Annotated in this window: 21 protein-coding genes; 14 read left to right on the forward strand and 7 right to left on the reverse strand. The window is 51.8% G+C overall.

Annotated elements, in window-relative coordinates:
- Nucleotides 1-50 precede the first annotated feature (50 nt).
- Both cysS and fchA read left to right on the forward strand, forming a co-directional pair.
- A complete protein-coding gene (gene cysS / locus EBB_RS09230) occupies nucleotides 51-1,460 on the forward strand; it encodes a cysteine--tRNA ligase (RefSeq protein WP_192393427.1) in 1,410 nt (469 codons plus the stop codon).
- Between the two features lie 8 nt (nucleotides 1,461-1,468).
- Nucleotides 1,469-2,098: a methenyltetrahydrofolate cyclohydrolase gene (gene fchA, locus EBB_RS09235; RefSeq protein WP_192393428.1), complete on the forward strand. Its 630-nt coding sequence runs from the start codon at nucleotides 1,469-1,471 to the stop codon at nucleotides 2,096-2,098.
- A gap of 69 nt (nucleotides 2,099-2,167) precedes the next feature.
- On the opposite strand, the gene nifA is transcribed toward fchA, so the two are convergent.
- Nucleotides 2,168-3,694 carry a nif-specific transcriptional activator NifA gene (gene nifA, locus EBB_RS09240; protein WP_192393429.1) on the reverse strand — a complete coding sequence of 509 codons (1,527 nt, stop codon included), beginning with the start codon at nucleotides 3,692-3,694 and terminating at the stop codon, nucleotides 2,168-2,170.
- Entirely contained in the window at nucleotides 3,687-5,324 is a 1,638-nt protein-coding gene (gene nifL, locus EBB_RS09245; protein ID WP_192393430.1) for a nitrogen fixation negative regulator NifL, read from the reverse strand. Before nifL ends, nifA begins: the two co-directional genes overlap by 8 nt.
- Nucleotides 5,325-5,598: 274 nt before the next feature.
- Between nifL and rsxA the strand changes: the two genes are divergently transcribed.
- The 11 genes from rsxA to EBB_RS09300 all read left to right on the forward strand — a co-directional run bounded on the left by rsxA (nucleotide 5,599) and on the right by EBB_RS09300 (nucleotide 14,755).
- On the forward strand, nucleotides 5,599-6,180 hold the full coding sequence (gene rsxA, locus EBB_RS09250; protein WP_026147191.1) for an electron transport complex subunit RsxA: 582 nt from the start codon (nucleotides 5,599-5,601) through the stop codon (nucleotides 6,178-6,180).
- Between the two features lie 10 nt (nucleotides 6,181-6,190).
- A complete protein-coding gene (gene rsxB, locus EBB_RS09255; RefSeq protein WP_192393431.1) occupies nucleotides 6,191-6,724 on the forward strand; it encodes an electron transport complex subunit RsxB in 534 nt (177 codons plus the stop codon).
- A 13-nt stretch (nucleotides 6,725-6,737) separates the two neighbouring features.
- Entirely contained in the window at nucleotides 6,738-8,240 is a 1,503-nt protein-coding gene (rsxC, locus tag EBB_RS09260; protein ID WP_192393432.1) for an electron transport complex subunit RsxC, read from the forward strand.
- Nucleotides 8,237-9,298, forward strand: coding sequence for an RnfABCDGE type electron transport complex subunit D (locus tag EBB_RS09265; RefSeq protein WP_192393433.1), 1,062 nt, complete (start codon nucleotides 8,237-8,239; stop codon nucleotides 9,296-9,298). The genes rsxC and EBB_RS09265 overlap by 4 nt, the downstream gene beginning before the upstream one ends.
- A gap of 8 nt (nucleotides 9,299-9,306) precedes the next feature.
- Nucleotides 9,307-10,047, forward strand: a complete 741-nt coding sequence (gene rsxG / locus EBB_RS09270) for an electron transport complex subunit RsxG (RefSeq protein WP_192393434.1) — start codon at nucleotides 9,307-9,309, stop codon at nucleotides 10,045-10,047.
- Nucleotides 10,048-10,368: 321 nt separating this feature from the next.
- Nucleotides 10,369-11,079, forward strand: coding sequence for an electron transport complex subunit E (locus EBB_RS09275; protein WP_192393435.1), 711 nt, complete (start codon nucleotides 10,369-10,371; stop codon nucleotides 11,077-11,079).
- Between the two features lie 3 nt (nucleotides 11,080-11,082).
- Nucleotides 11,083-11,346 (forward strand): RnfH family protein, encoded by a 264-nt coding sequence (locus tag EBB_RS09280; RefSeq protein WP_192393436.1) that lies wholly within the window; start codon nucleotides 11,083-11,085, stop codon nucleotides 11,344-11,346.
- A gap of 3 nt (nucleotides 11,347-11,349) precedes the next feature.
- Complete coding sequence (locus EBB_RS09285; protein ID WP_192393437.1) at nucleotides 11,350-11,571, forward strand: (2Fe-2S)-binding protein; 222 nt, start codon at nucleotides 11,350-11,352, stop codon at nucleotides 11,569-11,571.
- A gap of 1 nt (nucleotide 11,572) precedes the next feature.
- Complete coding sequence (bfr, locus tag EBB_RS09290; RefSeq protein WP_192393438.1) at nucleotides 11,573-12,037, forward strand: bacterioferritin; 465 nt, start codon at nucleotides 11,573-11,575, stop codon at nucleotides 12,035-12,037.
- A gap of 472 nt (nucleotides 12,038-12,509) precedes the next feature.
- Nucleotides 12,510-13,814, forward strand: a complete 1,305-nt coding sequence (locus EBB_RS09295) for a sigma-54 interaction domain-containing protein (protein WP_192393439.1) — start codon at nucleotides 12,510-12,512, stop codon at nucleotides 13,812-13,814.
- Nucleotides 13,815-13,825: 11 nt separating this feature from the next.
- Entirely contained in the window at nucleotides 13,826-14,755 is a 930-nt protein-coding gene (locus EBB_RS09300) for an HDOD domain-containing protein (protein WP_192393440.1), read from the forward strand.
- A 68-nt stretch (nucleotides 14,756-14,823) separates the two neighbouring features.
- Here EBB_RS09300 and EBB_RS09305 read toward each other — a convergent pair whose 3' ends face one another.
- The 5 genes from EBB_RS09305 to EBB_RS09325 all read right to left on the reverse strand — a co-directional run bounded on the left by EBB_RS09305 (nucleotide 14,824) and on the right by EBB_RS09325 (nucleotide 18,655).
- Nucleotides 14,824-15,615, reverse strand: coding sequence for an Aq_1264-related membrane protein (locus tag EBB_RS09305; protein ID WP_192393441.1), 792 nt, complete (start codon nucleotides 15,613-15,615; stop codon nucleotides 14,824-14,826).
- Nucleotides 15,616-15,706: 91 nt separating this feature from the next.
- Nucleotides 15,707-16,354 carry a c-type cytochrome gene (locus tag EBB_RS09310; RefSeq protein WP_192393442.1) on the reverse strand — a complete coding sequence of 216 codons (648 nt, stop codon included), beginning with the start codon at nucleotides 16,352-16,354 and terminating at the stop codon, nucleotides 15,707-15,709.
- Nucleotides 16,355-16,356: 2 nt separating this feature from the next.
- Nucleotides 16,357-17,976 carry a b(o/a)3-type cytochrome-c oxidase subunit 1 gene (locus tag EBB_RS09315; protein WP_192393443.1) on the reverse strand — a complete coding sequence of 540 codons (1,620 nt, stop codon included), beginning with the start codon at nucleotides 17,974-17,976 and terminating at the stop codon, nucleotides 16,357-16,359.
- A complete protein-coding gene (locus EBB_RS09320; RefSeq protein WP_192393444.1) occupies nucleotides 17,969-18,493 on the reverse strand; it encodes a cupredoxin domain-containing protein in 525 nt (174 codons plus the stop codon). The genes EBB_RS09315 and EBB_RS09320 overlap by 8 nt, the downstream gene beginning before the upstream one ends.
- Nucleotides 18,494-18,502: 9 nt before the next feature.
- Nucleotides 18,503-18,655, reverse strand: a complete 153-nt coding sequence (locus EBB_RS09325) for a hypothetical protein (RefSeq protein ID WP_051669688.1) — start codon at nucleotides 18,653-18,655, stop codon at nucleotides 18,503-18,505.
- 443 nt (nucleotides 18,656-19,098) lie between these two features.
- Here EBB_RS09325 and EBB_RS09330 point away from each other — a divergent pair, with 443 nt between their 5' ends.
- Nucleotides 19,099-19,431: a hypothetical protein gene (locus EBB_RS09330; RefSeq protein ID WP_192393445.1), complete on the forward strand. Its 333-nt coding sequence runs from the start codon at nucleotides 19,099-19,101 to the stop codon at nucleotides 19,429-19,431.
- The last annotated feature ends 20 nt before the right edge of the window (nucleotides 19,432-19,451 follow it).

The following is a 19,451-nucleotide window of genomic DNA, read 5'->3' on the forward strand; positions in this document are numbered from 1 at the left end:
GAAATCTTGATAGATTGCCAGATGTTTCGCTGCATCCATCTACCACTGTCATGCTCAAAATCTACAACACGCTAACTCGAAGTAAGCAAGAATTCATTCCCAAACAGCCCGGCAAGGTCGGCATGTATGTCTGTGGTATGACGGTCTATGACTATTGTCATATCGGCCATGCGCGGGTCATGGTGGTATTCGATACGGTCGCCCGCTATTTGCGCCACTCAGGTTATCAGCTCACCTATGTCAGAAATATTACCGACATCGACGATAAGATTATTCAGCGAGCTAACGAGAGCGGCGAAGCGTTTACCGCGCTGACCGAACGCTTTATCGAGGCGATGCACGAAGACGAGCGCGCTTTGTCGGTGTTGCCGCCGGATATTGAACCCAAAGCCACGCAATCCATTGCCGACATCGTGAGTATGATTTCGACATTAATCGAGCGCGAGTTTGCTTATGTCGGCAGCAACGGTGATGTGTTTTACGCGGTAAACCGCTTTGATGGCTACGGCAAATTATCCGGCAAAAATATCGACGACCTGCAAGCCGGCGAACGCGTGGATGTCGATACCGCCAAGCGTGACCCGCTGGACTTTGTACTCTGGAAAATGGCCAAGCCTGGCGAACCTTATTGGGATTCGCCGTGGGGGCAGGGTAGACCAGGCTGGCATATCGAATGCTCGGCGATGTCGACCTGCTGCCTGGGCAATCATTTTGACATTCACGGTGGAGGCATGGACTTGCAATTTCCTCATCACGAAAACGAAATCGCCCAGTCGGAAGGCGCCACTGGAGAACCCTTCGTCAATTACTGGATGCATAACGGTTTCGTGCGGGTCAACGAAGAAAAAATGTCCAAATCCCTGGGCAATTTTTTCACGGTACGCGAGGTGTTGAAGCAATACCGCCCCGAGGTGATTCGTTTCTTCATCCTTTCTAGCCATTATCGCAGCCCGCTGAATTATTCGGATGAGCAGTTGGACGCGGCTGAGACGGCGTTGACTCGACTTTATATGGCTCTAAGAGGTGTAGAAATAGCTGAAACCTTGGTTGATCTCGTATACAAGCAGCGTTTTGAAGAGGCGATGGATGACGACTTCAATACTCCGATAGCGATTTCTGTATTATTTGATTTAACCAAAGAACTTAACAAATCCAAAGGAAACGCTGATCGACTACAGGTTTTGGCAGCAACTTTGAAAGAACTCGCTGCTATTCTGGGCATCTTACAAGAAGACGTGGAGGTTTTTCTAAAAGGCGGTACGACAGTGGTGGGGTATTTTGAGGCTGTAATGCCTATGCCTCAGCTTTCGATCAATATTGAGCAGTTAATTCAAGATAGGACGAATGCCAAAAAAAACAAAGATTGGACTACTGCGGATAAAATTCGTGATGATTTGAAGCAAAGGGGTGTGATTTTAGAAGATGCACCTAATGGTGTAACAACTTGGCGTAAGGGTTGATTTGAGCGATGGGCGAAATCAAAGATAAATCGGTAGACACATTCCTGGACGAATTGGCCAGCAAGCAAGCTACTCCTGGTGGTGGTAGTGCGGCGGCGGTGATGGGCGCGCAAGCGGCGGCCTTGACCAGTATGGTTTGTAACCTGACCATCGGCAAACCCAAATACGCCGCAGTAGAAACGAAAATGCAGGCACTACTGGCCGAATCCGAAGCCTTGCGCCACGCCTTAATCGGTATGATCAAAGCCGATGTCGATGTATTTGACAAACTGATGGCTTGTTATGGCCTACCGAAAAGAACGGACGCAGAGAAAGCCGTGCGCGCCGAGCAAATCCAAACCGTACTAAGAGAGGCTACCTTAGTGCCCCTGGAATGCGCGAAAGCCTGCGCCAAGACTATCGAATTGAGTCGGGTGGCTGCCGAACACGGCAACCTAGGTGTGATCAGCGATGCCGGCGTGGCAGTGATGGCCGGCTATGCCGGATTAAAAAGCGCGGCGCTGAATGTGCAAATCAATGCTGCGGGTTTGAAAGACCGGGCGTTTGCCGAGGCTCAACTCGCCGAGTTGGATACGTTGCTGCAAGCAGGCGAACTGGCTGCCGAGCAGATTTACCAAATCGTCAGGGAAAAGCTTTAAATCCTTCCTTGGAAAGGGCCAATTTCGATGGCCCCTTCCGCATCTCTAATTATTTGAGCTGCAGGTTTTCTAAATCTGCTTAACGTTGATATTCAAGGTCTGAATCCGATAGGCAATCTGCCTGGGCGTCATATCCAGTAGACGCGCCGCTTTGGCTTGCACCCAGCCGCTTTGTTCCAGCGCGGCGATCACCCGCTCCCGTTCGTCCATGTTCTCGTCGTGCAGGTCGATGTGTTTGATCGATTGCGGGGTGCGGCTGATGCCGATTTCGTTTTCCAGCCCGGTGCTGGCAATCACGTCGCGGTCGATAACACCTTCCTGGCTCATAATCGCTGCCCGTTCCAAACGGTTTTCCAATTCGCGGACGTTACCCGGCCAATCGTGTTTCATCAAAATCCGGATCGCGCTTTCCTTGATTTCCAGTGGCCGGCCGCCTTGTTGGCGGGAAATCCGGTTTAACAGAAAACTGGCCAGTTCCGGAATGTCCTCGATACGCTCGCGCAGCGGCGGCATATTAATGGGCATCACGTTCAAGCGGTAATACAAGTCCTCGCGGAAATTGCCCTCGGCCACTTCCTGCTCCAGGTTGCGGTTGGTGGCGGCGATAATGCGCACATTCACTTTCAGGGTGCGGACGCCGCCGACCCGCTCGAATTCGCCTTCCTGCAGCACACGCAACAATTTGGCTTGAAAAGACGCGGAAATCTCGCCGATTTCGTCAAGAAACAGCGTGCCATTGTCCGCCAGTTCGAAGCGGCCTTTGCGCTGGCCGATTGCGCCGCTGAATGCGCCTTTCTCATGGCCGAATAACTCAGATTCAAGCAAGGTGTCGGGTAACGCTGCGCAGTTCAACTTAAGAAACGGGCCGTTGGCGCAGGCGGAATTGAAGTGAATAGAACTGGCGACTACTTCCTTACCGGTGCCGGATTCGCCGCGAATCAACACGGTGGTATGCCATTTCGCTACCTGGCGGATGATGTCGAATACTTTCAGCATCGGCTCGGAGTGGCCGATGATGTTTTCGAAGCGGTAGTTTTTGACCAGTGTTTGTTTTAAATAGTCGCGTTCGCTGGCCAGTTCGTTTTGCTTGCGCTCCATGACGCGCAGCATGTTTACGCTTTGGGCGATCAGATTGGCGACCATCTCCATGAAGCGGGCGCGTTCGCCCAAAAAAGTCGAGCTACAAGGCTGGGCGGCTAAAATTCCCACTACTTCGCCTTGTTCGATGGCTAATGGGGAGCCGATAAACGGTAAATCTGGGTTATAAACGCCCAAGCGACTCAAAAATCGCGGTTCGTCGGCGATGCGTTCCACGACAATCGTGCTGCCTTCGTCGAGGATGGCACCCACCAAGCCTTCGCCCGGCTGGTAGCGTACCGAACGATCTATGCCTTCGCCGTATATCTCGCAAATGCTCATGCTGTCGTCATCGACGTCGCGTAGCGTGATCATGCCGAAGTGCAGGCCGTTACGCTTGTGCAATATCTCCAGAATACCTTTAAGTTTGGTCCGCAAGTCGTGTGTACTGTTCAACAACTGACTGACCAAAAACAGCGTATCCAGCTCGGATTCAACCAGCAATAAACGATCACTCATGGATATTCACCATGGTCAGGTTTTTTTGACAGGGAAAACGGATGATAAAACTGCAGCCGTTTTTATATTGCGGGTCGATTTCTATCATGCCGTTATGCTGATTGACGATTTCCTTACTCATGACCAGTCCCATGCCGGCCTGGACGCCGGCGGTGCTTTGATTGGTGGTGAAAAACGGTTCGAACACTTTGCTACGTTGGTTGGCCGCTATGCCGGGGCCGGAATCGGCTACCGACACGCAAACCCAATCATGTTCGATAGTCGTGCTGATTTTGATGATGCGTTCCTGGCTGCTGGCCCGATTCATGGCATTGACCGCGTTGTCGATCAATTGCTTGAACAACATGCGTAACTTGTTTTCGGAGCCGAGGATATTCGGCAACACCGGGTTGGGCAGCCAATCCACTACGATGCCGTTTGCCAGAAATTTGGTGCTATACAGCAGCATCACTTCGTGCAACAGCTGATTCAAATTCACCGGCACCACCGCGGACTCCGGAATTTCCGGCACACAGCGCTGCAAGGTGGCAAGCGTTTCTTCCCCCATTTTTTGCACTTGGCCCAACAGGTCGCGGATCGGGCTGTTGTTGGCATCGTTGCGTTGGGTCATGATTTGAATCGCCGCGTGGATCTGGTTTAAGGGCTGGCGAATCTGGTGCATTGCGCCTAGCAGGGTTTCGCGGATGCTGCGGATGTGTTCTTCTTCCGCCAACATGGTGCGCAAAGTTTGTATCTGCAGCTTTTCCTGCTGCCGGCGCAAGGGGCTGATGTCGTTGATGGTCAGCAACAAATAGTCCTTGGATTGTCTGGCGAAGAAGCTGTCTGCACAGACATCGTTTTCAATAAACCAGTTGCCGGAGCAGGAAAACCAGCGCGTGCCTTTAAGCCCGGCACTTTCAATCCTTACCTCACGGTTGGCAAAACCTTGTTGCCTGTCGATGTTTTCGCCCCACAAGTCGCCCATGTCCTGTTCCAGAGCTTCCAGGAAAAATAAAGCGGGCTCCTTCTTGTCCAGTTCGCTGATCAGCATTTTGTACATTTGATTGTCGAGGACAACGCGTTTGTCGCTATCCAGCACCACCATGGCGACGGGGGAGGCGTTCAACACCGATTCGATCAGCTGTTTCTGGTTGCTGACCTGCTGTTCCGCGTAATGCGCCTGGGTGACGTCGCGGTGCATACCTATGTAGTGGCTAATGGCGCCGCGGTCATCGAACATCGGGGCAATAGTCAGGTCGGCCAGATAACGCTGACCCATCTTTTGCCGGTTTATCAGTTGGCCGTGCCACACCTGCTTGCGGGAGATGGTATGCCAAAGATCGTAGTAGATTTGTCTGGGCGTAGACTTGTCGGACAGTTCGGATTCGTTCTTACCTAGTATTTCGGCGGCGTTGTAGCCGGTTACATCGGTGAAGGCTTGGTTGATATACAGGATGTTGGCTTTCTTATCGGTAATTGAAATGGCTACCGGCGCCTGCTCCACAGCCTTAACGAATAAAGAAAACGGCAGGGTTTTTGAGGCTTTGCCGCCTTTGAGCGATTGGCCAAGTGGATTTTGGCTTGGCGATAGTATATCGGCCGTTTCAATCTCAATCTGGCCTTGCAGGTAGTCAGGGGTGGATTTGGTCATGGCAAATGGTTCTCGCGTGTTTTTCTAGGCTTAAGTTGGAAAACTACATGCAATTTGGGCGCCAAATGCGTTTTCGCTTAGCGGCTGTTGGAAAATCCCGGCGATTTGTATGGTTTACGACAAATTTTAGCGGACTTGTTTCAGCTCTGTGTTTTTTAGAACAGAGATGTTGGCGGCTAATCTCCCTGCTTTGCACTAAAACGGGGAGTTGTGGCGTTTTCGCAGCATTGGCATAAATGATGCTGTCTTGTTACAAAACACCGGGTCCAAAACGATGAGCGAATACTTACTACTGATATTGGGTACAGCCTTGGTCAACAATGTCGTGTTGGTCAAGTTTTTAGGTTTATGCCCGTTCATGGGGGTTTCCAACAAGCTCGACACTGCATTGGGCATGGGTTTGGCGACCACGTTTGTCTTGACGCTGGCGTCCGCGGCCAGCTGGGTGCTGGAGCATCGTTTATTGATACCGTTCGATATTGGCTTCCTGAGGGTGCTGGGTTTTATTCTGGTGATCGCGGCGGTAGTGCAATTTACCGAGATGGTGATACATAAAACCAGTCCGGTCATGTACCAAGTTTTAGGGATTTTTTTACCGCTGATTACCACTAATTGCGCGGTTTTGGGTGTGGCGCTGCTTAACATCCAAGAGAAATACAATTTCGTGCAAAGCCTGTTGTTTGGCTTTGGTTCGGCAATGGGTTTTACCCTGGTGATGGTGCTCTTCGCCGGACTGCGTGAACGCTTAGCGCTCATGGCAGTGCCGGCGCTTTTTTCCGGCACCCCCATCGCATTTATCACCGCCGGCATCCTGTCGCTGGCATTTATGGGATTCGCGGGGCTTTACAGCAAATAAGAGGCACATCATGTACGTTTTATCTGCCATTGTTATTTTGACATCGCTGGGATTGTTACTGGGCGTGGCTTTGGGGATTGCCGCCAAATATCTGAAGGTGGAATCGGACCCTTTAGTAGAAACCATCGAGGCCTTAATGCCCGGTTCGCAATGCGGCCAGTGTGGCTTTCCCGGCTGCCGACCAGCCGCCGAAGCTCTGGTATCGGGCGCCGCACCGGTGACATTGTGTCCGCCAGGCGGCACATCTCTCGTCGAACAGCTCGCCAAATTACTAGGCGTCGATGTCGATTTAAGCCAAACCCAAGATCAAGAAGCTATGGTGGCTAGGGTTAGCGAAGAAACCTGCACTGGCTGCACCCGCTGTTTCAAGGTTTGTCCCACCGACGCTATCGTCGGTGCACCAAAACAGATCCATGCCGTAGTAGCGGATGCCTGCATCGGTTGCAAAAAATGCGTGGAAGTATGTCCCACCGAATGTCTGCAAATGCACCCTGTTGAAGTGACCTTGCGCAACTGGCGCTGGCCGAAACCGTTAGCCGCCTGAGACGGAGACACCTATGTTCGCCCTGTTCGAGAATCCCCGCTTGCGCGGCGGCATCCACGCTGAAGAGCACAAATCCGATACCTCTCCGCTCAGCATTGTTACCAATTTTCCAACGCCTAAAAAATTGTATATTCCGGTACAACAGCATGTCGGCAAACCTGCCGAGCCGGTGGTAAAAGTCGGCGAGAAAGTGTTGAAGGGCCAATTGCTGGCCTATAGTCAAGGCACCATTTCGGCGCCTGTGCATGCACCAACATCGGGCGTTATCGCCGATGTTAAGGACTTTCCGGCACCACATCCGTCGGCTTTGCCGATAAGGACCGTGGTGATTGAAAGCGACGGCAAAGAGCAATGGGCCGATTTAATCGTTCCGGAAGACCCGTTTCAACTCGAGCCGGAAGAAATCTGCCAGCGCGTCGGCGCCGCCGGTGTGGTGGGTTTGGGCGGAGCGGTGTTTCCGTCGGCTGTCAAGCTTAGTCTTGGCCGTAAAAACAAGATCCATACCTTGCTGATTAATGCCGGCGAATGCGAGCCGTATCTGACTTGCGATGATCGCTTGATGCAGGAGAGAGCCGAACAAATCGTTGCCGGCATCCGGCTAATGTTGCGCGGCATGGATGCGCCCAAAGCCTTAGTGGGTATCGAGGACAACAAGCCCGAGGCTTTTACGGCCATGCAGGTGGCCAGCCAGAGTTTTTCAAATATCGTCGTGGCCCAAGTGCCGACGCGCTACCCGATGGGTTGGGACCGGCAAATGTTGCGCTACTTAACCGGTCAGGAAATTCCCGCCGACGGTCGGGCTACCGACATTGGAGTGGTGGTGCACAACGTCGCCACGGCCTTTGCGGTTTATCAAGCAATATGCTTGGGCCAACCTTTGATTAGCCGAGTAGTCACTGTCTCAGGTGCTGCCGTCGCCAAACCTAGAAACGTGGAAGTGCCCATCGGTACTTTGATGTCGGAAGTGTTGGGGTTTTGCGGCTTGGAAAAATCGAAAATGGCTCGCTTGGTGATGGGTGGGCCGATGATGGGCGATGCGCTACCGATAGCCGAAGTGCCGGTGGTTAAAGCTTGTAATGGCATTTTAGCCTTATCTGCTGCCGATATTGATGAGCCTCCGGTACAGCCATGTATTCGTTGTTCCAGTTGCGTGACCGCTTGTCCGGTAGGTTTATTGCCCTTGGAAATGGCCAGCCGTATCAAAGCCAACCAGCTGGACTCGGCGGTTGATTTAGGCCTAAAAGATTGCATTAGCTGTGGCAGTTGTTCTTATGTCTGCCCGTCGAATATACCCTTGGTGCATTACTTTAAATTTGCTTCCGGCGAGTTAGTTAAACGCCAACAAGCCGAGCACAAAGCCGAACAAACCAAGCGTTTAGTCGAAGATAGAAATAATCGGATGGAACGGGCCAGATTGGAAGCCGAAGCAGAAGCCCAACGCGCTCAGGAAGCAAGAGTCGCCCGTTTGGCTGCCGCACAACAGGCGCAATCCGCGCCAGCAGAGGAAACCGTATGAGTAATAAACCGATTAGCGGGCCTCACGTGGCGGCTACCCGCCGTGTCGATCAAATCATGCGCTTGGTGATTATCGCCTTGGCACCGGCCACGGCCTGCGGCGTATTGTTGTTCGGCTGGCCGGGTTTGTATTTGCTGGCGGTGACCGTGCTGTCTGCAATGGCTTTCGAAGGTTTGTGCCTGAAAATTAAAGGCGTGGCGGCCATGCCTTATCTGCGGGACGGTTCTGCGATAGTCACCGGTTTGCTGGTGGCGATGACCTTGCCGCCTTGGGCGCCGTGGTGGATAGGCGTGGTTGGCTCGGCTCTGGCGATTGTACTGGGCAAGCACGTTTACGGTGGCTTGGGGCAAAACCTGTTCAATCCGGCCATGCTGGCCAGGGTGGCTTTACTGATTTCCTTTCCTATCGAGATGACTACTTGGGCCAACGTATCGCCGCTGTTCACCGGGCCCGGCGTGATAGATAGCTTGGCGATAACCTTTGGTGGCTTGGATAATCCTGACGCGGTGACCGGTGCTACGACCTTGGGTTGGGTGAAAACCGAGTTTTCGCAAAACCGGCTGTTGCCCGGCAGTTTGATCGAGTATTCGGGATTTTTAGCGTTTCTCGGCTGGGAGCGCGGCAGTCTTGGGGAAACCTCATCTTTATTATTATTGGCCGGTGGAATCTGGCTGATGAGGCAGGGCGTCATCAAGTGGCATATTCCAGTCTCATTGCTGCTCAGTATTTTTCTGCTATCGACGATTTTTCATACTTGGGACAGTCAGCATTACCTGGGGCCGTGGGTACATCTGAATTCCGGGGCGGTGATGCTGGTAGCGTTTTTTATCGCCACGGATTACGTCACTTCGCCTAACACACCTTTAGGCCAAGTGATTTTCGGTGCCGGCTGCGGTTTGCTGATTTTCGTGATTCGCTCTTGGGGCGGCTATCCGGAAGGCACCGGTTTTGCGATTTTATTGATGAATGCGGTTACGCCGCTGATCGATCATTACATTCGTCCGAGAATTTATGGCCGCTACCGAAACGGCAAGCCGCTCGATATTTCCAATTCCTGAGACTGGCTATGAATTCCGAACCCGTTAAATCACCCGCTAAAGCGCATCAATATATAGAGTACGTTTTACGTACTTTCAGCGACTTAAGGCAAAAACTGGCCGTGTGGCTGGAGCCAGCTCATTTGGAACAATTGCGGCCGCTATTGCAGTATCAGGCTGGTGTGCTGGGTGGTTTTGCGTTGTTGGCGGCGATTTTACTGGGCGTGGCCGATCTGGCGACACGCGGTGTGATCGAGTTGCGCTTGCAGGAGGATCTACAGGCCAACCTGGAGCAAGTGGTTCCGGCTGAGCTTTACGATAATAATTTGCTGAAAGACAGCGTGTTGCTGCCATCTGCCGATGCCAATCTGGGTGCAGAACAAACTGAGGTCTACCTGGCTAAAAAGGCAGGTTTGGTCAACGCGGTCTGTTTTAAATTCGTCGCACCTGACGGGTATGCCGGGCCGATCAGTTTGGTGATGGGTATCGACAGTAAGGGCGAAATTCTCGGCGTGCGGGTTATTGCGCATGTCGAGACGCCGGGCTTGGGCGACAAGATCGAGGTGACCAAGTCCAAATGGGTGCTGTCGTTTAACGGCAAGTCCTTGGATAACCTAACGGTCGAACAGTGGGCGGTAAAAAAGGACGGTGGGGTGTTCGACCAGTTTAGCGGGGCGACGATCACGCCGCGCAAAGTCGTACAGGCAATCAAGCGGGGCTTGGAGTTTTACAAAGTGCATCAGGCGGAGTTGTTGAGCTCTAGCCGATAGTTTTTATGTGTCGCTATCGCGACGCTTAGTTTGTATGTCGGTTCGCGGACCGACAGCCGCGATACTTTTCTTTGCTCCGCCAAAGAAAAGTATCCAAAAGAAAGGCGGCCCGAATGCCGCTTTGTTCCTGCGCTCCGAAGCGTTTGGCGAGGGTTTTCGGAAGGGGCTTCCCAGCCCCTCCGAAAACGAGCGGCATCCATGCCGCTCCCCTAACGGGCTAGTCTCGGCAAACGCTTCGGTGCTCGGCGCGGCATACGGGAAGAAAACCGTCGCGATCTTCTCGGGTATTAACACCTGCTCACGATTTTTGGAGAAACCATCATGAATCTTTCGATTCTGTTTTCAGAACAATATAGAAAAATCGCCCGCGACGGCCTGTGGGACAACAACGTGGTTTTGACGCAAAACCTGGCACTGTGTCCGTTGCTGGCTGTCACCGGGACTGCAACCAATGGCCTGGGCATGGGCTTGGCGACCATGGTGGTGATGGTGGCATCCAACGCCGCGGTATCGGTGAGCCGGCATTTGATTCCTTCGGAAATCCGGATTCCGATTTTCGTTTTGTTGATTGCCGCGTTGGTCACGCTGGTGGATATTTTCCTGAATGCTTGGATGCATGAACTGCATAAAGTGCTGGGCCTGTTTATTCCGTTGATTGTGACCAACTGCGTCATTCTCGGCCGGGCCGAAGCCTTTGCCTCCAAGCAACCGGTCATGCCGTCGATGTGGGATGGGTTGATGATGGGTGTGGGTTTTACTGCGGCGATGGTGGTACTGGGGGCGATGCGGGAGATTAGCTCTGCCGGCACTTTATTTGCCAACGCCTCAGTGCTGTTGGGCGAGAGCTTTCGGTTTTTGGAAACTACCTTGATTCCCGAATACAAAGGCTTTTTGCTGATGGCTTTGCCGCCGGGCGGTTTCATCATGCTGGGTTTCATGGTGGCGCTGAAACGGCTGCTGGACCGGAAAGCGGCTGCCAAAATGAGCGAACCGGCCATTATTGATGCGATTGTCTTGGAAGAAGGGGCGTAAACTATGAATGTGGGTGTATGTTATGCGCAGGCGGACAGGCAAATCTGGTTGCGGCTGGAGGTGCCGGAGGGCAGTACCATCGCCGAAGTGATTGAATTGTCCGGCGTGTTGACGCAGTATCCGGAGATCGATCTGGAGAGCCAAAAGGTCGGGATTTTCGGTAAACTGGCCAAATTGGATGCGTCGGTTAAGGAAGGAGACCGCGTGGAGATTTATCGTAAAATCACCGCGGATCCCGCGCAAGTTCAGCGCAGGCGGGTGGCATAGCCCATGTATGTGTGTCTCTGCAAAGCGGTAACCGACAGTCAGCTCGATGCTGCCATAGAGAGCGGTTTATGCTCGCGGAAACAGTTGGTGCAATGTTTCGGCGTTGGCGGCGATTGCGGTAAATGTAACAAGGACATTGCGCAAATTTTGGATAGAAAAAATGCATGTCGGCTATTGCAGGCTGCGAATGACGCCCAACTAATCACAAAAACCCAGGAGATTTGACATGCAAGGCGATAAAAAAGTAATCGAATTTTTAAATAAGGCACTGGAAAACGAATTAACCGCCATCAATCAATATTTTTTGCATGCCCGGATGTTCAAAAATTGGGGCTTTCAAAAGCTGAATGAAAAGGAATATCACGAATCCATAGACGAGATGAAACACGCCGATCAATTGATCGAAAGGATTTTGTTTCTGGAAGGCCTGCCCAATCTGCAAAGCCTGGGCCGTTTGATGATAGGCGAAAATCCTAAGGAAATGCTGGAATGCGACCTTAAGTTGGAACATCTGGCCTTACCGTTGTTGAGAGAGGCGATTGCTTATTGCGAAAGCATCAACGACTACGTCACCAGAGAGTTGTTCGAGCATATTTTAGAAAACGAAGAAGAGCACGTCGATTGGTTGGAAACTCAGATGGAGCTGATTGAAAAAGTCGGTATTCAAAACTATCTGCAATCGCAGATGTAAATAGGCGCTCCAGTCAAAAAATTGTACGGGGCCGATTGCCGGCCCCGTTCGGATAGCAAGCCCTGTCACTTCAGTATTGGCTCAACGGTTGTAATATCGTTGTTGCACATCGTTTTTTGGATTTTTCTGAAATTCTTTGATACCTCCATGTTCTTAACAGGGTTGCGGTATCTAGCCGCGATCCGAAGACTGCGAGACTTGATCATTGCTGGATGAATGAGACGCTAATTCTCGCAATCGCGGTTTTGGCGTACCCTCCAGGTCGGCCATCTCCGTCTATAGTTATGCTGCCTCGCTTGCCCCAGGGTTAAAACAGAGGCGCATTCATATCGGCAGGTGGCCAACTTTCATAGATGTTCCCCAATGATGAATGAGTTATCCTTAGCGGTATTGCGCAACATTGATGCCTGGGGCTGTAGGCTTAAAATGGCCTTTAACGCGCTAACAACACCGAAAACATAGATAGGAATTTATGCCGCACAGTGCCTTTACGCTGGAATCGTTGCTGGAAACTCATGATCTGCCGCTGATCATAATCGGCGCCGATTTACGTATCGTGGCAGTGAATCGCGCTTGGGAAAATAGTTTTGGCGTCATGCGGCAGAATTTGGTCGGCCAACCGTGCTGCGCCGAAAATCGCAATTGCCGTCATCAGCGCTTGTTTCAAACTCTGGAGGCCTACGCCGGTATTTTTGCCGACACCAACGATGCCAGTTCCCAGCGCTCTTTTAGTGCGCGCGGTTTTCCGTTGCTGGATGCCGATGCCACATTGTATTTGGGCGAAACGCTAACCGTGTTGAAAAGGTCCGCGGCAAAAGGCAACGAGGCACCGGCCATGATCGGTAAGTCCGCGGTGTTCGCACAATATAAAACTCGGCTGCGACAGGCGGCGGATACGCAAGCACCGGTATTATTGCTGGGTGAGACCGGCACCGGTAAGGAATTGGCGGCGGAATTTGTGCATAGCCATTCCCGGCAGGCGGATGGCGATTTTGTGATTGTCGATTGTACGATTCTGGGCGAAGAGTTATTTGAAAGCGAATTGTTCGGGCATGAAAAGGGTGCGTTTACCGGCGCGACATCTGCAAAAAAAGGCTTATTCGAATTAGCTAACAACGGCACCTTGTTCTTCGATGAGATTGGTGAATTGCCGCTGTCGCAACAGCCCAAACTGCTGCGCGCTCTGGAAAGCGGTCAATTTCGACGGGTAGGCGGCACCGCGATGCAAAAAGCCAGCGTCAGAGTGGTGTGTGCTACACATAGAAATTTAGCCGACATGGTCAAAGCCGGTCGGTTTCGCGAAGATTTGTTCTACCGCTTGTCGGTGTTTCCGGTCGAAGTGCCGCCGTTGCGGCAGCGTAGACAGGATTTGCCCTTATTGATCGATCATTTTTTAGCGCAGTTAAACACCGAGGCCGATAGCGGCTATGCCATTACGCAAACGGCCTTAATCAAGCTTATCCAATATGCTTGGCCCGGCAATATCCGTGAGCTGAGAAACTGTCTGCAATTGGCGGCCGGCTTGTGTCAGGATAACAGCATTCAAGAAGCCGACATTCATTTCATGCAGCGCCAAGGACTAGGGGAGCCGGCCGCTGCCACTGAGGCAAGTGGCGATGCGCATTCCCCGCCAATTAACAGCATGGCGCAATTCGAGGCGGAGTTTATCAATAGTTTGATCAGCAAATATCAGGGGAATCGCAAGTTGATAGCGGCGGAAATGAATATCAGTGAACGAACGCTGTACCGTAAACTTAACCGACTCAACCTGAATTGAGTGACGGAGCAATGATGGAATCCAACCTGATAAACTGGACGCTTGATAACATTGGCAGCCGGCAACGCAACGGTTTGACCCCGCCGCGCGACATGCGCGAGACTATCGCCCAGATTAAAGCGTTGCCGCCTTTGCCCGGCAGCGCGCTGCGTATATTGAATCTGATCGCCGATCCCAGCGCGGATGCGCGCAAATTAGCCGACATCATCGAACTCGACCCGTTATTGACAGCGCAAATTACCCGTTGGGCCAGTTCCGCGCTCTACGGTTATCGCGGCCAGATCACCACGGTGCATGATGCGATTACTCGCGTGTTGGGGTTTGATTTTGTATTGGATTTGGCTTTGGGCTTGGCGGTGCTGGCACCGTTGAAATCCCCGAAGGAAGGGCAGATAGGTACGCGGATGTTCTGGACCCATGCCTTGGCCAGCACCCGCTTGATGGCGCAGTTGGCTGCCGTTATGCCGGCCGCTACGCGACCGGAGCCGCAAGCCTTGTTTTTATCAGGCTTGATGCACAATATCGGTTTCCCGTTACTGGGGCATCGTTTTCCTGACGAGTTTAGTTATTTGAGCGGCTTGATCAACGCCAATCCCAGTCTGGCGATTTTCAATCTGGAGACTTTTGCCTTCGGCCTCAATCATGCCGAAATCGGCGCTTGGCTGATGAATGTGTGGTCGATGCCGCGCATGATTACCGATATTGTCTATCACCATCACAACCCCTTCTATCGCGGCGAAAACCACCAACTGAATCTGTTGACGTTTTATAACGATTGCCTATTGGGACGCCTAGGCATAGGCGACGCATCTAACCAAGTGTGTCCGGAGGACATGCCGGAATTGCTGGGGTTGGATGAGGTGGTTTGTCTGGAAATACTCGACAGCCAGAATGACGATTTAGTGAAAATTCTAGCGACTGCGGAACAACTTACCGATTAAATTCGCCGCCTGTTATCGCCAAGTGGGCGCCTAAAAGTTTTCCGGCGCCCCCTCAATTAACTCAGCAGTTAATCCCGCAATATCGCGTTGCGGCGGTCCGATTGCTTCAGAATGCCGCCTAGTACCCACATTTGATACATGGACACGGTCCACATAAAGGCAAAGGAAACACCCAAGCCGGCCCCAGCGACAATCACCAACAAGGCGAAGTGGGGATTGAGTTTAGTCAACCACCACGAGGCGATGTCTATCAGTAGAAACAAATAAGGCATCACGATGGCGGGGTATTTGTATTTGCACGGTACACCGGTACTAAAGCTGAAAATGATACCGACAAACATAAAAATAAAACTGATGCCGAACAAATGGATGTGCGACAGGCGGGTCAGTGATTGAAAGGTTGCGCCTTCATTCGATTCCGTCAGCTTTTTTAAGTTCTCGAATTTGGTGAAATCCGGCAGCGAACCGGCATTGGCGCCATGACAGCCGATGCAAAATTGCTCGACGATGGGTTTAATGTCCTTGTTATAAACCGCTTCCTCACCGCCATCCCTGACCCATTGAATGATTTTGAAACGCTCCTGTTCAGGCGCGTTATATTTCATCGAGCCGTTTAGCTTGGATTCCAATACCGAACCGGAGCGGTCACCATAGTAGCTATAAACAATATCGTCCATCGACAAACCGAATTTGCCGTCGGCCATGCCGTGGGTAAACAAAATCTGGATTAAGGCCATCAAATAACCGGCGGCTATCGTCGTTAGATAACCGGTGAACAGCAATTTGATCGAGAGGCCGAAGCTGATCAGATTGGCGCCTTTGTACGCATATTTAACAGGTGTTTGGTTGCGATCAGACATAGATGTTATTCCGAGTTATTGAGCATGGTATCGCTTGGCGCAAGGCTTGACACGGGAGGCAAAAGCCTTGCCTCCCGTGTCAAGCATATTACTAGTTTTTGATATTTTGGTAGTAATAACCCAGTTCGCTGATTTCTTCGTCAGTCAGGGTTTGCGCGATGATACGCATCCGGCTGTAGATGTCGTTGTGACGCGTACCGTCCTTAAACGCATGCAGTGTAGCCGAGATGTAATCGGCATTCTGGCCGGATATGGCCGGAATATCGACGGCTTGGCCCTTGCCGTTGCCACCATGGCACACTTCGCAAGGTGGCAAGACTCGCTCGCGACTGCCGTTTTTAACCAAGGCTTCGGCTTTTTCATAGACCATTACCGTTTTCGATTGGAATGCTGGCGGTTGCGAGCCGAACCACGCCGATAAATCGGCGGCGTCCTGTTTACTCAGCGTTTTGGCTAAGCCCGACATCATCGCGTTATCCCGACTTCCGTCGGCGTAATCCTGCAATTGCTTGTACAAATACGTCGGCAATTGCCCGGCCAGCGACGGGAAAGCCGCCGAGGTACTGATGCCTTTTTCGCCGTGGCAGGCGCTGCAAGTCTTGGCCAGTTCTTCGCCTTTTTGCGGGTTGCCGGCTTTGACGAAATTTAACTGATCGGCTGTCCAGGCAACTTGTGAGGAAGGCTGTGCAAACGCCGCGCTGGGCAACACTAATGCTGCGCTTAGAATGAGTTTTTTCATGATCAGACCCCCCATCTGCCTGAACCAAAGGTTTCCATCAAGAAGAATTGCAGGATCGGATAGCCGAAAGCGATCAGCATGAAGATGCCGATAACGATATTCCATAAGGTGAAGCTGTTCAGATAGCTGGGCAAATCCTTGACCGCATGTATCGGTTCCGCGTATTCCACCTCGCCTTGATAGCTTTCGCTGCCGAGATGGGTTTTATACAGGTTGTAAACCAGCATGCCGGCGGAAACGACCAGAATCAAACCACCAAAAATCATGGTTACTTCATAGGGCTCCCAGGAGATGGTTAATAGATTGTTGTAATTGACGCTATCGATCCGGCGTGGTTGACCGAGCAAGCCCAGGATATGCCATGGGGTGGTCATGATGACCATGCCGATAAACCAGCTCCAAAGTTGGGCGATGGCCATGGACGGACAGAACAGCGGCTTACCAGTCAAAATCGGCCAGAAATAATAAGCGATCCCGAAATACATGATGATGGTGGTGCCGCCGAAGATCAGGTGGAAGTGTCCGGAAATCCAGGCGGTGTTATGCACCATCGCGTTCATCGCATAGCTGGCATTAACCAAGCCGCCGAAGCCGCCGAAGATCAGCATCAACAAACCTAGAATAATCGACAATACCATCGGATTATTCCAGGGCAGGGCGGCAATCCAGCCGAACAAGCCCTTGCCGCCATTGAGTCGGCCGGCGATTTCCAGCGAGGCTATCACGGTAAAGCCGGTGATAAAGGTTGGCAGGGTGACCACGAAAGTGCCGACCGCATGCAGAATTTTCCAGCCGTGGCCTTGTTCCGGGTCCATGTACAAATGGTGAAAACCGATCGGCAAGCTGAATACCACTAATAAGATGAACGCCGCTCTGGCCATCTCATCGCTGAACAAGAAACCGCCGGCTTGTTTGGGTACCAGCGTGTAAAAGGCTGTGTAAGTAGGAATCAGCCAGAAATAGACGATGGGATGCAAGGTCCAGGCAAACAAAGTGCGCGCCAGGCCGGCATCGATAGTGTCGATCCAGCCTAAGGCCCAGGGAATTAGCTGGAAAAGCACTTCGGCAGCGACGCCGGCACTGGTCCATAGCCAAAGAATCGCATTGGCGGTGGTGGCGAACATGGCCAGCGGTACAGGTTGGTCCGGATTAGCCTTTTTCCATTGCATGTACATGACGATCATCGACACGCACCAGAACCACGAACCCACAACCAACAAGGTCGCGCCGATATAAAACAGTGGATGCGCCATCAATGGCGGATAAAAGGTAAACAGCACCGAAGCTTGGCCTAGCAGCAACGGTAATGCCGCCAAGACTACGCCAGTCAACGCCACGCCGAAGCCGGTCCAGGCAAAGGTTTTGTTCCAAACCGGCAATTTCAATGTGGTGTTGGCCACATAGTAGCCAAAACCCATGATGAAAAATGTGGTCAGTACAAAGCCCATCAACACGCCATGGGTACTGACCGACGCATAATACACTTCCCGTGATTCCAAAAAGCCGAAGAAGCCGCTACGCTCGATGACCTGATACAGACCCATCACTGCCGCCAGTCCGAACGAGCCAAACGCTACCCAGAAATGAGTCAGCGCCAATTTTTTTTCCGCTGCGTTATCCATGATTTGCTCCCCCTTGTTTATTGAGCGCTTCCCATTGCGCCTTGCTCACCACCTTGATGTTGCTCCACATATGCGCGTGGCCCATGCCGCAATATTCGTTGCACAGCACTGGATAATCGCCCGCATGATGAAAGGCGGTGCTTACCTGCGCCACATAGCCGGGTACGATCATCGTGCTCATATTGGTCATTGGCATATGCACGCCGTGGATGACGTCCAGGCTGACCCAGCGAAAGGTGATTTCGGTTTCGGCCGGCAGCGTGAGTTCTTTTGGATAAAAGCCATAACGGCCGGCCACCATGCGCACGGTGATGCTGCCGTTGGCATTGCGGTGCGCGCCGAGTTTATCTTCGGCGAATTCTGCTGATAGATGCAGTTTGGCTGAGTCTATGGTTTCGACGTTACTCGGCGCGTGAATGCCGTGAAGAAACGCCGATCCTAAAATGACGGTCACAAATAAGCCGGCTATCCCCAAGGAGATGCCGGCCCAGTTTTTTTCCAGTTTATCGATATGCATAGTGCCTCCTTAACCAATGTGGCCGCGAGGCAAAAATATGCCGTAGTACATTAACAGCCAAGCCACGACCATGCCGCCGCCGACTATTAACATCAGCGCCCAAGTGCCGACCGGTGAGCTTTGCAGTATCTTTTGACGTTCTTCTTCAGAGAGATTGTTCATATCCTTCCTTCTTGTATGCGTTTTGATAGGAATTATGTTGGCAACCAACGGTATGAACAGCAGGGGCTTTGTCATTCTTATTGATGACTTTACCATCTGATTGCTGGGGTAATCATACCCTTAGCGCCGGGCTAATCGAAAGCGATAAATCAGCGGTACTAATTGTTAGAAGAGGGTTGGCTGAAGGCTCGCCGAGACGGCTTCGGTTTTTAATGGAGCGGGGAATACGATGGGGAGCGGGAGATTTAGAAACCCTGTGCGGTTGGAAATCTCTGATGCGTGTGTCAAAAAGTCAAAAAACTGGTAATGGCGAAGTCAGCATGTCACTATTTGGTGCAAACAGATAGTTTGACACCATAAAAATTAACGGGACCCGCTGGCATGAAACACCGAAAAACTGCTTGCAAGAGTCCGTGCCGAATTACTAACCAGTGGTAGTGACAATGAATCAACCGATCAACGAATTTCAAGAAACGCCGCCCCGCCATGTGAAATTTCGATTACTCGGGTTTTCTAGTGCGGCGTTGTTGCTGGCAGCTTGTAACTTTGTTATCTGGTTATTTATTTTATTTCCGATCTATGCTGCTACGGATGGCGTGTCCAACAGCGATGGCTTACGCTTCTTAGTTGTGGCTTTTATCGTGATGGATCTGGTTGGCTTGGGACTGGCTTCCGTGGCGATGTGCAAGTCGAAACTCCGCAAAACCATGGCTAACTACGGATTTGTGCTGAATGTCGCGATGATCGGTTTAAATCTATCGGTGTTTCCGTTTTAAGTAGTTGGCAAGGTCACAAT

It is taken from the genome of Methylomonas fluvii, from assembly GCF_014850975.1.
Classification (GTDB): Bacteria; Pseudomonadota; Gammaproteobacteria; order Methylococcales; family Methylomonadaceae; genus Methylomonas; species Methylomonas fluvii.

What these genes read in the sequence shown, in the direction of transcription:
- cysS (WP_192393427.1), top strand. Translation starts at nt 51, where the DNA reads ATGCTCAAAATCTACAACACGCTAACTCGAAGTAAGCAAGAATTCATT.
- fchA (WP_192393428.1), top strand. Translation starts at nt 1,469, where the DNA reads ATGGGCGAAATCAAAGATAAATCGGTAGACACATTCCTGGACGAATTG.
- nifA (WP_192393429.1), bottom strand. Translation starts at nt 3,694, where the DNA reads ATGAGTGATCGTTTATTGCTGGTTGAATCCGAGCTGGATACGCTGTTT.
- nifL (WP_192393430.1), bottom strand. Translation starts at nt 5,324, where the DNA reads ATGACCAAATCCACCCCTGACTACCTGCAAGGCCAGATTGAGATTGAA.
- rsxA (WP_026147191.1), top strand. Translation starts at nt 5,599, where the DNA reads ATGAGCGAATACTTACTACTGATATTGGGTACAGCCTTGGTCAACAAT.
- rsxB (WP_192393431.1), top strand. Translation starts at nt 6,191, where the DNA reads ATGTACGTTTTATCTGCCATTGTTATTTTGACATCGCTGGGATTGTTA.
- rsxC (WP_192393432.1), top strand. Translation starts at nt 6,738, where the DNA reads ATGTTCGCCCTGTTCGAGAATCCCCGCTTGCGCGGCGGCATCCACGCT.
- EBB_RS09265 (WP_192393433.1), top strand. Translation starts at nt 8,237, where the DNA reads ATGAGTAATAAACCGATTAGCGGGCCTCACGTGGCGGCTACCCGCCGT.
- rsxG (WP_192393434.1), top strand. Translation starts at nt 9,307, where the DNA reads ATGAATTCCGAACCCGTTAAATCACCCGCTAAAGCGCATCAATATATA.
- EBB_RS09275 (WP_192393435.1), top strand. Translation starts at nt 10,369, where the DNA reads ATGAATCTTTCGATTCTGTTTTCAGAACAATATAGAAAAATCGCCCGC.
- EBB_RS09280 (WP_192393436.1), top strand. Translation starts at nt 11,083, where the DNA reads ATGAATGTGGGTGTATGTTATGCGCAGGCGGACAGGCAAATCTGGTTG.
- EBB_RS09285 (WP_192393437.1), top strand. Translation starts at nt 11,350, where the DNA reads ATGTATGTGTGTCTCTGCAAAGCGGTAACCGACAGTCAGCTCGATGCT.
- bfr (WP_192393438.1), top strand. Translation starts at nt 11,573, where the DNA reads ATGCAAGGCGATAAAAAAGTAATCGAATTTTTAAATAAGGCACTGGAA.
- EBB_RS09295 (WP_192393439.1), top strand. Translation starts at nt 12,510, where the DNA reads ATGCCGCACAGTGCCTTTACGCTGGAATCGTTGCTGGAAACTCATGAT.
- EBB_RS09300 (WP_192393440.1), top strand. Translation starts at nt 13,826, where the DNA reads ATGATGGAATCCAACCTGATAAACTGGACGCTTGATAACATTGGCAGC.
- EBB_RS09305 (WP_192393441.1), bottom strand. Translation starts at nt 15,615, where the DNA reads ATGTCTGATCGCAACCAAACACCTGTTAAATATGCGTACAAAGGCGCC.
- EBB_RS09310 (WP_192393442.1), bottom strand. Translation starts at nt 16,354, where the DNA reads ATGAAAAAACTCATTCTAAGCGCAGCATTAGTGTTGCCCAGCGCGGCG.
- EBB_RS09315 (WP_192393443.1), bottom strand. Translation starts at nt 17,976, where the DNA reads ATGGATAACGCAGCGGAAAAAAAATTGGCGCTGACTCATTTCTGGGTA.
- EBB_RS09320 (WP_192393444.1), bottom strand. Translation starts at nt 18,493, where the DNA reads ATGCATATCGATAAACTGGAAAAAAACTGGGCCGGCATCTCCTTGGGG.
- EBB_RS09325 (WP_051669688.1), bottom strand. Translation starts at nt 18,655, where the DNA reads ATGAACAATCTCTCTGAAGAAGAACGTCAAAAGATACTGCAAAGCTCA.
- EBB_RS09330 (WP_192393445.1), top strand. Translation starts at nt 19,099, where the DNA reads ATGAATCAACCGATCAACGAATTTCAAGAAACGCCGCCCCGCCATGTG.